13 protein-coding genes are annotated in these 13,745 nt (G+C 73.9%); 5 read left to right on the top strand and 8 right to left on the bottom strand.

The genetic code is table 11. From position 1 onward, the window contains the following. Positions 1-40: 40 nt before the first annotated feature. The 6 genes from ACPFP2_RS23265 to ACPFP2_RS23240 all read right to left on the bottom strand — a co-directional run bounded on the left by ACPFP2_RS23265 (position 41) and on the right by ACPFP2_RS23240 (position 7,216). Positions 41-1,612, bottom strand: coding sequence for a S1 family peptidase (locus ACPFP2_RS23265; protein ID WP_424091376.1), 1,572 nt, complete (start codon positions 1,610-1,612; stop codon positions 41-43). Between the two features lie 180 nt (positions 1,613-1,792). Then, the gene (locus tag ACPFP2_RS23260; protein ID WP_424091374.1) at positions 1,793-3,481 is read right to left on the bottom strand and encodes a ribonuclease J; all 1,689 of its coding nucleotides are present in this window, start codon (positions 3,479-3,481) and stop codon (positions 1,793-1,795) included. Positions 3,482-3,533: 52 nt separating this feature from the next. Next, positions 3,534-4,457, bottom strand: coding sequence for a 4-hydroxy-tetrahydrodipicolinate synthase (gene dapA / locus ACPFP2_RS23255; protein WP_424091372.1), 924 nt, complete (start codon positions 4,455-4,457; stop codon positions 3,534-3,536). A gap of 46 nt (positions 4,458-4,503) precedes the next feature. Then, positions 4,504-5,247 carry an FAD-dependent thymidylate synthase gene (gene thyX / locus ACPFP2_RS23250; RefSeq protein WP_424091416.1) on the bottom strand — a complete coding sequence of 248 codons (744 nt, stop codon included), beginning with the start codon at positions 5,245-5,247 and terminating at the stop codon, positions 4,504-4,506. A 141-nt stretch (positions 5,248-5,388) separates the two neighbouring features. Then, the gene (locus ACPFP2_RS23245) at positions 5,389-5,982 is read right to left on the bottom strand and encodes a DUF2752 domain-containing protein (protein WP_424091370.1); all 594 of its coding nucleotides are present in this window, start codon (positions 5,980-5,982) and stop codon (positions 5,389-5,391) included. A gap of 4 nt (positions 5,983-5,986) precedes the next feature. Then, entirely contained in the window at positions 5,987-7,216 is a 1,230-nt protein-coding gene (locus tag ACPFP2_RS23240; protein ID WP_424091368.1) for a winged helix-turn-helix domain-containing protein, read from the bottom strand. Positions 7,217-7,347: 131 nt separating this feature from the next. On the opposite strand from ACPFP2_RS23240, the gene ACPFP2_RS23235 reads away from it, so the two are divergent. Then, positions 7,348-7,899: an N-acetyltransferase family protein gene (locus ACPFP2_RS23235; protein WP_424091366.1), complete on the top strand. Its 552-nt coding sequence runs from the start codon at positions 7,348-7,350 to the stop codon at positions 7,897-7,899. Here ACPFP2_RS23235 and ACPFP2_RS23230 read toward each other — a convergent pair. Then, positions 7,798-9,108 (bottom strand): glycosyltransferase family 87 protein, encoded by a 1,311-nt coding sequence (locus tag ACPFP2_RS23230; RefSeq protein ID WP_424091364.1) that lies wholly within the window; start codon positions 9,106-9,108, stop codon positions 7,798-7,800. The genes ACPFP2_RS23235 and ACPFP2_RS23230 overlap by 102 nt on opposite strands. A gap of 35 nt (positions 9,109-9,143) precedes the next feature. Between ACPFP2_RS23230 and ACPFP2_RS23225 the strand changes: the two genes are divergently transcribed. The 4 genes from ACPFP2_RS23225 to ACPFP2_RS23210 all read left to right on the top strand — a co-directional run bounded on the left by ACPFP2_RS23225 (position 9,144) and on the right by ACPFP2_RS23210 (position 12,843). Continuing rightward, positions 9,144-9,725, top strand: a complete 582-nt coding sequence (locus ACPFP2_RS23225; protein WP_424091362.1) for an N-acetyltransferase family protein — start codon at positions 9,144-9,146, stop codon at positions 9,723-9,725. A 61-nt stretch (positions 9,726-9,786) separates the two neighbouring features. Next, positions 9,787-10,746 (top strand): sigma-70 family RNA polymerase sigma factor, encoded by a 960-nt coding sequence (locus tag ACPFP2_RS23220; RefSeq protein ID WP_424091361.1) that lies wholly within the window; start codon positions 9,787-9,789, stop codon positions 10,744-10,746. 107 nt (positions 10,747-10,853) lie between these two features. Next, entirely contained in the window at positions 10,854-12,428 is a 1,575-nt protein-coding gene (locus ACPFP2_RS23215) for an MFS transporter (RefSeq protein ID WP_424091359.1), read from the top strand. A gap of 34 nt (positions 12,429-12,462) precedes the next feature. After that, positions 12,463-12,843: a VOC family protein gene (locus ACPFP2_RS23210; protein ID WP_424091357.1), complete on the top strand. Its 381-nt coding sequence runs from the start codon at positions 12,463-12,465 to the stop codon at positions 12,841-12,843. A 17-nt stretch (positions 12,844-12,860) separates the two neighbouring features. Here ACPFP2_RS23210 and ACPFP2_RS23205 read toward each other — a convergent pair whose 3' ends face one another. Beyond that, entirely contained in the window at positions 12,861-13,334 is a 474-nt protein-coding gene (locus tag ACPFP2_RS23205) for a GNAT family N-acetyltransferase (protein ID WP_424091354.1), read from the bottom strand. Between the last annotated feature and the right edge of the window lie 411 nt (positions 13,335-13,745).

The raw sequence follows: 13,745 nt of genomic DNA, 5'->3' as shown, positions 1-13,745 counted from the left end.
TCGCCGGTGGTGGTGGACGGCCGGGACGGCCGCCCACCGGTCAGTTCGCCGAGAACGCGAGGGTGTACTCGGCGGAGCCGCTCAGTGCGGTGACCCGGTAGCGGTACGCCCCGGCCGCTCCGTCGGCCGTCAGCTTCGCCACACCGTCGACGGTGGCGGCGCGGGCGACGGTCCGGAACGCGCCGCCGCTGAAGCGCTGGAGCTCCAGCACCAACTGGGCGCCGTCGGAAGTCTCCAGGCAGGCGCTCTGCCCGCCGGCCTGAGCCACGTAGAAGCGACCGTCCGGCTGGGCCTGGGACCGACCGGCGGTGAGGGTGCCGGTGCGGCGGACGTCGCCGGTGCAGGCGGTGTCACCGGCGGCCGGCGGGGCCTCCGGCTCGGCGTTCGCCGGCGGCTGGGTGGCGTTGCCGCCGGCCGGCGGGTCGGCCGGGGCGGCCTGCCCGTTCGCGGTGACCAGGGTCAGGTTGTTGCGCTGGAGGATCTCGTTGACCGGCTGGAAGAAGGTGGTGCCGCCGACGGTGCAGTTGCCCGACCCGCCGGAGGTGACGCCCTGCGCCTGGTCGCCGGAGAGCCAGGAGCCGCCGGAGTCACCCGGCTCGGCGCAGACGTTGGTGCGGGTGAGCCCGGTGACCGTCCCCTCCGGGTAGTTGACGGTGGCGTTCTTGGCCTGGACGACGCCGCAGCGGGTGCCGGTGGTGGAGCCGGAGCGGCAGATCGAGGCGCCGACGGGTGCCTCGGTCGAGCCGTTCACCGGCAGCAGCGCGCCGTTGAAGTCGTTCACCACGCCCTGCGGCGTCCACTGGTTGTTGGTGCGCACGAACGCCCAGTCGTCGCCCGGGAACGAGGACGCGGCGAAGGTGCCCTGGGCGACCTGGTTGCCGCCGGTGGTACGGGCCCCGGTCTGGCCACAGTGTCCGGCGGTGACGAATCCGCCCACCACGGAGAAGCCGACCGAGCAGCGGCCGGCGCCGTTGATGAGGAAGGCGTCGCCGCCCCGGACGTCGAAGAGCGGACGCGGCTGCTCCCGGGACGTGATCACCCGGACCGCGGCGGCCGGCGCCCCGCTCGCGGCGGCCCACCGGCGGCTGCGCTCCTCGGCGCCGGGCTGGGCGAGCACCACCACCGAGTTGGTGGCGACGTCGACGTACCAGCCGGCGATGTCCGGGGTGGCCTGCCGGCCGGCGGAGTCGAGCCGGCTCTTCACCGCGTCCAGCTCGCTCACGCCGCGCTGCACCTGCTTCGGCACCGCGCCGGCTGCCTCGACCTTCGCCGCCTCGGCCGGGTCGGCCACCGCGACGGTCAGCGTCGCGCCGTCGGCGCTCAGCCAGGCGCCGCCGTAGTCGGCGCCGAGTTGGGCGCGGAGCCGGCCGAGGGTGTCGGTGGCCTGCCGCTCGGCGGTCAGCCGCCGCACCGCCTGCTCGCGGCTTAGCCGCAGGTCGCGGCTCATCGCGTCCACCACCTCGGGGGCCACCCCGCCGGTGGCCTTCGTCCCAGCCGGTCCAGCGGCTGTCGGGGTGGCGTTCTCGCCGGCGAACGACGGCAGGGTCACCGCCGCCGTCAATCCCGCCGCCGCCACCACGACACCGATGGCTGTCATCCGTCTGCGGTCCATCCGCCATGCTCCTCCCGGCCGACGCCTGGGTGCGCCTGCCGGAACGGAGTACGGAGACGATGGCCGATCGGTTGAACCCGAACCGGACTATTCAGCTCAGCGTGTCCGAGTGATCACGTACCGGACACGGCGACGCCGGTCCACCGAAGACGGTGGACCGGCGTCGCGGAGCCGGTGGGATCAGACCTCGACGACCGTGGGGACGATCATCGGACGCCGGCGGTACGCGTCGTTGACCCAGCGCCCGACGGTGCGCCGGACGATCTGCTGGAGCTGGTGCGGGTCGGTGATGCCGTCCGCGGCGGCCCGGTTGAGCGCCTCGGTGACCAGCGGGATCACCGGGTTGAACGCCTCCGGGTCCTCGGAGAAGCCCTTCGCCGAGACGGTCGGCCCGCCGACCACCTTGCCGGTGACCGAGTCGACCACCACGGTGGTGGCGATGAAGCCGCCGTCGCCGAGGATGCGACGCTCGGTGAGCAGCGACTCGCTGACGTCACCGACGGCGAGGCCGTCGACGTAGACGTAGCGGCTCTTCACGTGCCCGACCAGGCTGGCGCGCCCCTCGACCAGGTCGACCACGTCGCCGTCCTCGCAGAGCACCACCCGGTCCGGCGCGACGCCGGACTCGATGCCGAGCCGCGCGTGCGCGCGCAGGTGCCGCCACTCGCCGTGCACCGGCATCAGGTTGCTCGGGCGGACCACGTTGAGCAGGTAGAGCAGCTCACCGGCGGGGGCGTGGCCGGAGACGTGCACCTTCGCCACGTCCTTGTGCACGACCACCGCGCCGGCCCGGGCCAGCCGGTTGATCACCCGGTAGACCGAGGTCTCGTTGCCGGGCACCAGCGAGCTGGCCAGCACCACCGTGTCGCCCGGCGCGATGGTGATGTGCCGGTGGTCGCCGCTGGCCATCCGGCCCAGCGCGCTCATCGGCTCGCCCTGCGAACCGGTCGACATCAGCACGATCTGCTCGGGCGGCAGGGTGGTGGCCTCCTCCAGCCCGACGACCAGGCCGGGCGGGATGTTGAGCAGGCCGAGGTCGCGGGCGATGCCCATGTTGCGGACCATCGACCGGCCGATCAGCGCCACCTTGCGGCCGTGCTCGATCGCCGAGTCGAAGACCTGCTGCACCCGGTGCACGTGCGAGGCGAACGAGGCGACGATGATCCGCCCCTTGGCCTTCGCGAAGATCGAGTCGAGGACCGGCCCGATCTCCTTCTCCGGGGTGACGAAGCCGGGGATCTCCGCGTTGGTGGAGTCCGACAGCAGCAGGTCCACGCCCTCGGCGCCGAGCCGGGCGAAGCCGGCCAGGTCGGTGATCCGGCCGTCCAGCGGGAGCTGGTCCATCTTGAAGTCGCCGGTGTGCAGCACCAGGCCGGCCGGGGTGCGGATGGCCACCGCGAGGGCGTCCGGGATCGAGTGGTTCACCGCGAAGAACTCGCACTCGAACGGGCCCAGCCGCTCCCGGCCGCCCTCCCGCACGGTCAGCGTGTACGGCTGGATCCGCCGCTCGGCCAGCTTCGCCTCGACCAGCGCCAGGGTGAACTGGGACCCGACCAGCGGGATGTCGGGCTTGTGGGCCAGCAGGTACGGCACCGCGCCGATGTGGTCCTCGTGGCCGTGGGTGAGCACGATGGCCTGGACGTCGCCCAGCCGGTCCAGGATCGGACCGAAGTCGGGCAGGATCAGGTCCACACCGGGCTGCTCGACGTCGGGGAAGAGCACCCCGCAGTCGACGATGAGCAGCTTGCCGTCGTACTCGAAGACGGTCATGTTCCGACCGATGGCGCCGAGCCCGCCGAGCGGGATGATCCGCAGGCCGCCCTCCGGCAGCGGCGGGGGCAACTCACCCTCGAAGTGCGCCTCGGTCACGCGTCCACCTCATTCTGCGACGCCGTCGGGCGTCCGTCGTGTCGTACGGTCATCAGGGAAGGTCCACGCCCGCCGCCGCGCAGTCGGCGCGCAGCTGGGCGATCTCGTCGGTGGTGGCATCCACCAGCGGCGGGCGCACCGGGCCGGCCGGCAGGCCCTTGGCCGCCAGGCCCGCCTTCACCAGGATCACGCCCTGGGTACGGAAGATCCCGGTGTACAGCGGCAGCAGCCTCCGGTGCAGGGCCAGCGCGGTGGCGTGGTCGCCCGCCTCGTACGCCTCGATCAGCTGCTTGGTGCCCACGCCGGTGAAGTGCGTCGAGGTGCCCACCACGCCGACCGAGCCCACCGCCAGGGCGGGCAGGGTGAGCGCGTCCTCGCCGCTGTAGAAGGCCAGGTCGCTGCGGCTGGTCACCCAACTGGTGGCGGTCAGGTCACCCTTGGCGTCCTTCACCGCGACGATCCGGCCGTGCTCGGCGAGCCGCACCAGGGTCTCGGTGGCGATCTCCGTGCCGGCCCGGTGCGGGATGTCGTAGAGCATGACCGGCAGCCCGGTGGCGTCGGCGACCGCGGTGAAGTGGCGCAGCAGGCCGCTCTGCGGCGGCTTGTTGTAGTACGGGGTGACCACCAGCAGGCCGTGCGCGCCGGCCTTCTCGGCCGACACGGCCAGCTCGATGGTGTGCCGGGTGTCGTTGGTGCCCACCCCGGCGAGGATCCTGGCCCGGTCGCCGACCGTCTCCGCGACGGCCCGGATCAGGGCCTCCTTCTCCGCGTCCGTGGTGGTCGGCGACTCGCCGGTGGTGCCGTTGAGCACCAGCGCGTCGTTGCCCTGCTCGTCGACGAGGTGGGCGGCGAGGCGTACCGCGCCGTCGAGGTCGAGGGACCCGTCGGCGGCGAACGGGGTCACCATGGCCGTGATCAGTCGCCCGAACGGGCGCGACACGCCCCGGTCGGGGGCGGCAGGGTGGTCGTGCGTCATGTTCACAACCTAGCGGACGACCACCGGAGGGCCGGTGGGGAAGGGCTCAGGACCACTCGGCGTGCGGGCTGCTCGCCACCTCGGTGCCGTCGGGCAGGGTGGTGACGACGAAGTCGTTGAAGACGTTCGGGGCGACCTGCTGGAGCTGGCGCAGGCACTCCACCGCCAGCTCACGGATCTCCACGTCGGCGTGCTCGGTGGCGCGCATGGCGATGAAGTGCCGCCAGGCGCGGTAGTTGCCGGTGACCACGATCCGCGTCTCGGTGGCGTTGGGCAGCACCGCCCGGGCCGCCTGCCGGGCCTGCTTGCGCCGCAGCGTCGGGTTGGGCTCGTCGGCGAAGCGCTGCTCCAGCCCCTCCAGCAGCTCGGTGTACGCCCGGACGCTCGCCTCGGCTGCCTCGACGAACTTCTTGTGCAGCTCCGGGTCCTCGGCGATCACCGCGGGCTCGACCATCGCGGCGTCCCGCTCCGGGACGTAGCGCTGGGAGAGCTGCGAGTAGGAGAAGTGCCGGTGCCGGATCAGCTCGTGGGTGAAGGAGCGGGAGACGCCGGTGAAGTAGAAGCTGACCGAGCCGTGCTCCAGCACCGACAGGTGCCCGACCTCCAGGATGTGCGCCAGGTAGCCGGCGTTGGTGGCGGTCGCCGGGTTCGGCTTCTTCCAGCTCTGGTAGCAGGCCCGACCGGCGAACTCGGCGAGGGCCTGGCCGCCCTCGGCGTCGGTCTGCCACGGCACGTCGTCCGGGGCCTGGAACTGGGTCCACGCGATCAGCTTGACCTGGGGCTGCACCAACATTCCTGCGACTGTAGTGGCCGCAGCGCCTGCCGCGAAACTTGGGCTCGCGGGGCGGAAAGGGTGCATGAGCTGCGAATCGTGGACATGTGCCGCCGCCCGGGGCCGGCACGTGTCCAAGATCTCCCAGCGGTGACCGGGTCAGACGTAGAGCGACGTGAAGGGCGCCCAGGGCAGGTTGCGGGCCACCGAGAAGGCGAACCAGACGGCGAGGAAGCCGCCGATCATCGGGGAGCTGATCCGCAGCTCGGGCAGGCGCCAGCCGAACGCCTGCTTACCCGCCCAGGCGACGAAGAGGTACGCCAGGAAGGGCAGCGCGAAGACGAAGACGAAGTGGTGCCGGGCGGCGGCCGGCAGGTCGGCGTGCAGCACGTACCAGAGGGCACGGGTGCCGCCGCAGCCCGGGCAGTCCAGCCCGGTGGTGAGCTTGAGCAGACAGCTCGGGGCGGCGTCGGGCGCGCTCCGGGTCGGGTCGCTGACCAGCGCGTACGCCACGCCCATGCCGACGCAGCCGAGGGCGGCCAGCGGCACCGCCCAGCGGGGGGCGCGCTCGTGCACCCGCAGCACGAACCGGGTCAGCCGGTCCGGCTCGACCTGGGGGTACGCCCCGGGCGGCGGCCAGGCCACCGGCCCCTCCGACGACGGCTGGGGGCCCGCCACGGCCGTCCCGACCTGCGACCCGTCGGCATCCTGTGCCTGCCGGCCCGTCCCGGCCGGCCCGTCCACGCTCGTCACGCGCTCACGGTACACCGGCCACGCCCTTCAGCGCGGCGGCCAGCGGGGCGGCGAGGTCCCCGACGGCCGGCGGGGCCACCGCGTCGAGGCCGAGCCAGCCGGCGAGCCGGTGCAGCTCGGCGGCGAGCGCCACGGCGGTCTCCCCCTCGTCGACACCCGGCTCCCGCCAGGCCGCCGGCACCAGCAGCACCCCGGCCCGGCGGTCGGCCTTGAGGTCGACCCGGGCGACGAACCGCTCCCCGTGCAGGAACGGCAGCACGTAGTAGCCGTGCACCCGCTGCGGGGCGGGCACGTAGATCTCGATCCGGTAGGTGAAGTCGAAGAGCCGCTCGGTGCGGGCCCGTTCCCAGACCAGCGGGTCGAAGGGGCTGACCAGGGTGGCGGCCCGGACCCGTCGGGGCAGCCGCGCGGCGGCATGCAGCCAGGCCGGCTGCCGCCAGCCCTGCACGGCGACGGGCCGCAGCTCCCCCGCCTCGACCAGCTCGGCGATCGCCTGCCGGGCCCCGGCCAGCGGCAGCCGGAAGTAGTCGCGCAGCTCCGCCTCGGCGGCCACCCCGAGGCAGCGGGCGGCCACCGACACCAGCGTGCGGTACGCCTCGGCGTCGGTCGGGGTGGGCGCGTGAAGGGCCGCCGCCGGCAGCACCCGCTCGGGCAGGTCGTAGCGGCGGGCGAACGAGGTGGTGCGCTCGGCGGCGGCCACCTCGCCGGCCCAGAAGAGGAACTCCAGCGCCCGTTTGACCGCCGACCAGTTCCAGCCCCAGTTGCCGGTCTCCCGGGGCGCGTCGTGCTCGATCTCGGCGGCGGTGAGCGGCCCCCGGGCGGCCACCTCGTCGCGCACCCAGGCGACCAGCTCCGGCTGCTCCTCGGCGATCCGCCGCATGCCGCCCCAGGCGTGGGTGCGGGCCCGGGCCATCCGCCAGCGCAGCGCCGCGTGCAGCCCGACCGGCACCAGCGACGCCTCGTGGCCCCAGTACTCGAACAGCTCCTGGGGGCGCCGGTAGGCGGCGGTGTCCAGCAGGGCGGTCGGGTAGGGCCCGAGCCGGCTGTAGAGGGGCAGGTAGTGCGCCCGCTGCAGGACGTTGACCGAATCCATCTGGATCAGGCCGACCCGGTCCAGCACCCGGCGCAGGTGCCGCCGGGTGGGCACGCCGGCGGGCGCCGGGTCGGCGAAGCCCTGGGCGGCGAGCGCCACCCGCCGGGCCTGGGCGAGGGAGAGCGATTCCGGTGCGGCCATCGTCGAAGGACCCTAGACCAGGGGTACGACCGACGGCTTCAGGTCAGGGCGCGGCGTCGGACCCGCCGAGCTGGAGCCGTCGTACGGAGCGGACACTGGACGCTACGCCCGGGCGGGCATACAACGGACACATGCTGACCATCCGCCGCGAAGAGCCGGAGGACGCCGAGGCGATCGCCCGGGTCCACATCCACGGTTGGCAGGCCGGCTACGCCGGGATCATGCCGGACGAGGTGCTGCGCCGGCTCAACCCGCTGGCGTGGGCGCAGCGCCGGCGGGACCTCGGCACGGCCGACCCGGAACACCCGTTCACCACCCTGCTGGCCGAGGTCGACGGGGTGCCGGCGGGGTTCACCACGTTCGGGCCGTACCGCAACGACCAGGACCGCGACGACCTGGACCCGGCGTACGGCGAGATGCTGGCGATGTACGTGGAGCCGGCGCACTGGGGTGACGGCACCGCGCGGGCCCTGCTCGCCGCCGCCCTCGACGGCCTGGCGGTCCGGGGCTGGCGGGAGTACCGGCTCTGGGTGCTGGCGGACAACGCGCGGGCCCGCCGCTTCTACGAGCGGGCCGGCCTGTCAGCCGACGGGCAGCGCTCCACCTACCCGGTGCCGCTCGCCGGCGGGCGTCCCCCGGTCCACCTCGACGAACTGCGGTACGTCGGCCGGCTCGACGGCTGACCCGGTCGGCCCGGCGCGCCCGGGCCCCGGGTGCCCGGTCGGCGCCGCCGGACGCCGGATCGGCAACAGCACCAGCAGCGCCAGGCTGATCCAGACGTAGGTGTTGCTGCCCAGGAAACCGTCGAGACCGGTGAAGTCCTTCTCCCAGCCCCACACGATCCGGCTGCACAGCAGTCCGTACGCCACCACCGCGAATCCGGCCAGCGCCCGGCGGCGCGGGCTGCCCGCCGGCGCAGCCACCGCGTTGTCGACCAGCAGGATCAGCCCGGGGATCAGCCAGACCAGGTGGTGCACCCAGGTCACCGGGCTGACCAGGCACATCAGGGCGCCGGTCAGCGCCAGCCCGGTGGCCTGGTCGCCGACGGCCGCCGCCGCCCGGCAGCGCCACGCCCAGAGGGCCAGGGTGGCCAGGACCAGCACCAGCCAGGCCAGGGTGCTCGGGTGTTCGGGGTCCAGCCGGGCCACCACGCCCCGCAGCGACTGGTTGGAGACGAAGGCCAACTCGCCGACCCGGCCGGTGTTCCACAGCGCCGAGGTCCAGAACTCGCGGGAGGCGTCCGGGAAGAGCGCGGCGGCGACCAGGGTGGCGACCGTGGCGGCGGCCATCGAGGTGAACGCGGCCCGCCAGCGCCGGGTGACCAGCAGGTAGACGATGAAGACGCCCGGGGTCAACTTGATCGCGGTGGCCAGGCCGATGCCCACCCCGGCCCACCGGTTGCCCGCCGGCAGCAGCCGCAGCAGGTCCACCGCGACCAGGAAGAGCAGCAGCATGTTGACCTGGCCGAAGTTCACCGTCTCGCGCATCGGCTCGTACGCGGCGGCCAGGCAGAGCGCCACCGCCAGGGCGAACCAGCGGGTCCAGCCGGCCCGCCGGGAGACCGGGTCGAGCAGCCACCAGATCAGCACCGTGCTGACCACCACGCTGGCGGCCACGCTCACCGTGATCGCCGCCGGCCACGGCAGGTACGCCATCGGCAGCATGACCAGCGCCGCGAACGGCGGGTAGGTAAAGCCGTACTGGGTGCCGGGCTTGAGGTAGTCGTAGATCTCGCCACCGTCGTGGACCCAGAAGTCCAGCGCGCCGTAGTAGACCTTCAGGTCGAAGAAGCCGTGCCGCACGGCCGCCACGGAGAGGAAGGCGGCCACCGCGACGGCGAGCACGACCACCCCGACGACCTGGGCGGCCGTCCTCCTGGCACCCTGCGCCACCGTCATCTCCCCCGCCCTGCGTAGGCTTGCGTCCCATGGCTCTGGGGTACGTCCGCCCGGCGCGTCCCGAGGACGCCGGCGAAATCGCACGAATCCAGCTCGCGACCTGGCGGGTCGCCTATCGCCGCATCCTGCCCCGGCACGTGCTCGACAACCTGGACGAGGCGTACCTGGCCCGGCGGTGGAGCGCGGCGGTGCAGGAGCCGCCCTCGGGCGCGCACCGGGTGCTGGTCGCCGTCGAACAGGCCGAGCAATCCTATCTGGTGGGGTTCGCCGCCTCCGGTCCGGCGGACGCCGAGGCGCTCGCGCCGCAGGAGCCGGCCGAGTCCCTGGCCGACGGCGTGGTGGCGGTGACCGACCTGCTGGTCGAGCCGCGCTGGGGCCGGCGCGGGCACGGCAGCCGGCTGCTGTCGGCGATGGTGGAGCACTGGCGGGCCGACGGCTTCTCCCGGGCCGTGGCCTGGGCGTTCGACGGTGACGAGGCGACCCGGAAGTTCCTCACCAGCACCGGCTGGGAGCCGGACGGCGCGGCCCGGGCCCTGGACGTGGACGACATGCTGGTCCCCCAGCTCCGCCTGCACGTCGCGGTCCCCACCGAGCCGGTCGCCACCGACTGACGACGCCGCAGCGCGCGTGGCGTCGGTGCGCGGTGTCACAGGTGGGGCCTACGGTGGCCCCATGACCACGGCCACGGCGAGTACGGCCACCGACCTGGAGCAGTTCCGCGTCGAGCTGACCGGCTTCGCCTACCGGATGCTCGGCTCCATCTTCGACGCCGAGGACGCGGTGCAGGAGACCATGCTGCGCGCCTGGCGCGGCCTGGACCGGTTCGACGGGCGGGCCAGCCTGCGCACCTGGATCTACCGGATCGCCACCAACGTCTGCCTGGACGCGCTGCGCGGGCGGGAACGCCGTCCCCTGCCGACGGACCTCGGCGCCCCGTCCGCCCCGGTGGCCGCGGCGCTCGGTGTGCCGGCCGGTGAGTGGCTGGAGCCGGCCCCGGACACGGCCGTGCTGCCCGCCCCCGGCGACCCGGCCGAGGTGGCGGTGGCCCGCGAGTCGGTCCGGCTGGCCTTCGTCGCCGCGCTGCAGCACCTGCCGCCCCGGCAGCGGGCCGTGCTGATCCTGCGCGACGTGCTGGGCTGGCACGCCGACGAGATCGCCGCGCTGCTCGACGCCACCGTCGCGGCGGTCAACAGCGCGCTGCAACGGGCCCGGGCCACCATGGGCGGGCGGGACGCCACCGCCCCGACCCCGGTGCTGGACCGCGCGCACCTCGACCTGCTCGACCGCTACGTGCGGGTCTTCGAGCGCTACGACATCGACGCCCTGGTGGGTCTGCTGCGCGAGGACGCCGTGCACAGCATGCCGCCGTACGCGATGTGGCTGCGCGGCGCGGCCGACATCGGCCGGTGGCTGCGCGGGCCGGGAGCCGGCTGCCGGGGCTCGCGGCTGGTCGGGGTGACGGCCAACGGCGGCCCGGCCCTGGCGCAGTACCGGCCCGACCCGGCCGGTGGGCACCGCGCGTTCTCCGTCCAGGTGCTGACGATCGCCGACGGACGGATCACCGGGTTCGTCCACTTCCTCGAACCCCGGCTCTTCCCCCTGTTCGGGCTGCCGACCCGCCTCGCCGCCTGATCGTCTCCGCTCCCGCCGAGCCGGCCGCCGGGCATGTCGCCGGGCCCGCACCGATGATTTCGGGCTCCCCGTGTCGTCCACCCCGGTAGGCCTCGTTAAGGAGTGAGATGACCGCCCAGACCATGCCGCGGGCCGGCGCCGGGCGACGGGAGTGGACCGGGCTCGCCGTGCTGGCGCTGCCCACCCTGCTGCTGGCCCTCGACCTCAGCGTGCTCTACCTGGCCCTGCCCCGGCTGAGCACCGACCTCGGCGCGGACAGCACCCAGCAGCTCTGGATCACCGACTCCTACGGGTTCCTCATCGCCGGGTTCCTGGTCACCATGGGCACGCTAGGCGACCGGGTGGGCCGGCGGCGGCTGCTGCTGATCGGGGCCACCGCCTTCGCCGTGGTCTCGGTGGCCGCCGCGTACGCGCCGAACCCGGCGACGCTGATCCTCGCGCGGGCGCTGCTCGGCGTCGCCGGGGCCACCCTGATGCCCTCCACCCTCGCGCTGATCAGCAACATGTTCCGGGTGCCGGCCCAGCGGGCGATGGCGATCGGGGTGTGGATGTCGTGCTTCATGGGCGGCATGGCGGTCGGACCGGTGATCGGCGGGGTGCTGCTGGCGCACTTCTGGTGGGGCTCGGCCTTCCTGCTGGGCGTGCCGGTGATGGTGCTGCTGCTGGTCGTCGCGCCGATCCTGCTCCCGGAGTACCGCGCCCCGCAGCCGGGCCGGCTCGACCTGGTCAGCGTCGCGCTGTCGCTCGGCGCGATCCTGCCGGTGATCTACGGCCTCAAGGAGCTGGCCCGGCACGGCGGGCGGCCACTGCCCGCCCTGGCCATCGTGGCCGGCGGGCTCGTCGGCGCGCTCTTCGTCCGGCGGCAGCGCCGGCTGGCCGATCCGCTGCTGGACGTCCGGCTCTTCGCCACCCGCTCCTTCACCGTCGCGCTGCTGATCTTCCTGCTGAACGGGATGGCGATGGGTGGGATCTTCCTGCTGGTCAACCAGTGGCTGCAGCTGGTCGAGGGGCTCTCCCCGCTGCGCGCCGGGCTGTTGCTCGTACCGCAGGCGGTGGTGATGATCGGGGCCACCATGCTCGCCCCGTTGCTGGCCCGCCGGTTCCGACCCGGTCACGTGATGGCCGTCGGGCAGGTGGTGACCGCCGCCGGTTTCCTGCTGCTCAACGGGGCGGACGACCCCGGCGCGCAACTGGTGGTGCTGGTCGCCCTGGTCCTCGCCTCGGCCGGGATGGCCCTGCCGTCCGCCCTGATCACCGACCTCATCGTCGGGTCCGTCCCGCCCGAGCGGGCCGGCTCGGCCGCGTCGACGTCGGAGACCTTCGGGGAGTTCGGCATCGCGCTGGGGGTGGCCACCCTGGGCAGCCTGAGCGCCGCCGTCTACCGGGACGAGCTGGCCCGCACGCTCCCCGCCGGCCTGACCGCCGAGGCGTCCGAGCGGGCCCGCGACGGACTGGCCAGGGCGGTCGAGGTCGCCGGTGAGCTGCCCGGCGGCGTCGCCCTGCTCGACGCGGCCCGGGCCGCCTACACCGACGGGTTGATCCTGACCGCCACGGCCGCGGCGGTCCTGGTGGGCGGGCTGGGCGCGGTGGCCGTGGTCGCGTTCCGGTCCGTGCCGCCGTACGCGCCGGCCGGCGCGGAGCGGGCCGGCGAGCCCCAACCGACCGGGGCCGTCTCGCACTGATCCTGTCCGACCACATTCGACGTGAGGAGAGCACATGTTCAGGGACACGAAGGCGTTCAGCGGGTTCTCGGTGGACGACACCGACCGGGCGCAGCAGTTCTACACCGAGACGCTCGGCCTGCGGGTGTCGCGGGACGACGCGATGGGCGGGATGCTGACCCTGCACCTCGCCGGCGACCGGCCGGTGCTGGTCTATCCGAAGGCCGACCACGCGCCGGCGACGTACACGGTGCTCAACTTCCCGGTCGAGGACGTCGAGCGGGCGGTGGACGAGCTGACCGCGCGAGGGGTGCGGTTCGCGCGCTACGAGGGGATGCCGCAGGACGAGAAGGGGATCATGCGCGGCAACGGCCCGGACATCGCCTGGTTCACCGACCCCGCCGGCAACGTCCTGTCGGTGCTCGCACAGGACTGACCCGAGGGCCGGACGGGTCAGTCGCGGCGGAGTTCGGCGACCACCTCGTCGTCCTCCATCGCGCCCGTGGGGGTGAAGCCGATCGAGCGGTAGAGGGCGGCGGCCGGGGCGTTGTCCGGGTGGTACGACAGCCGGACCGGGTGGCCGCCGTCCTGCGCGGCGAGCCAGTCGGCGAGGGTACGCACGGCCGCCCGGCCGATCCCCCGGTCCTGCTCGCTCGCGTCGATCACCATGCCGCCGATCCAGCGTGAGCCGTCGTCGTCCACGCCCCACATGACGTGGCCGACCACGGTCTCGTCGGCGTACACCGCGAGCGATGTCCAGACGTCGGAGCGCATGGTCAGCACCAGGTAGCGGGCCGCCAGGGCGGCCACGTGGACCCGCTGGTCGTCGCGGGGAGCTACGTCGGCTACGGCCCGCCAGTTGTCGTCGTCGACCGGCCGCAGTGTGACGTGTCGGCCCGCCCGGTCGCGCAGCCCAGAATCGATCATGGAGACGAGCCTAGACCCGGCTTCGTCGGGCGACGACCTCTTTCCGCCGCCCGCGCCACCGGCGGCACCGGCCGTCGACACCGGCTGCGCCGACCCGCGCTGACGACGCCGGTCGTGCCGGGCGCACGCATCGGTGGCACTGCTGCGTCGACCACGAGTGGTCGCCGTTGCGGCGGACGTCACCGTCGCAGGCACCGCCACCTACCGGCAGGCTCGACCGACAGCAGCGCGATCCGCTCCGCCGGTCGCATCGGCAGGCTCGACCGACAGCAGCGCGATCCGCTCCGCCGGTCGCCCGGTCCGGTGCAAGGCGCTGAGCGTCGCCCCCAGCGTCAACAGCCTGCGGGCCATCCGCGCCGGCAACCCGCAGGCAACCGCGCCGGCTAACCGGTATGTGGCTGGACGCTACCG

Origin of the sequence: Micromonospora citrea, assembly GCF_049629545.1 — a bacterium.
GTDB classification, from domain to species: Bacteria; Actinomycetota; Actinomycetes; order Mycobacteriales; family Micromonosporaceae; genus Micromonospora; species Micromonospora citrea_A.
The sequence above is the reverse complement of the archived record's forward strand: the minus strand, read 5'-3'. Positions and strand labels throughout refer to the sequence as shown.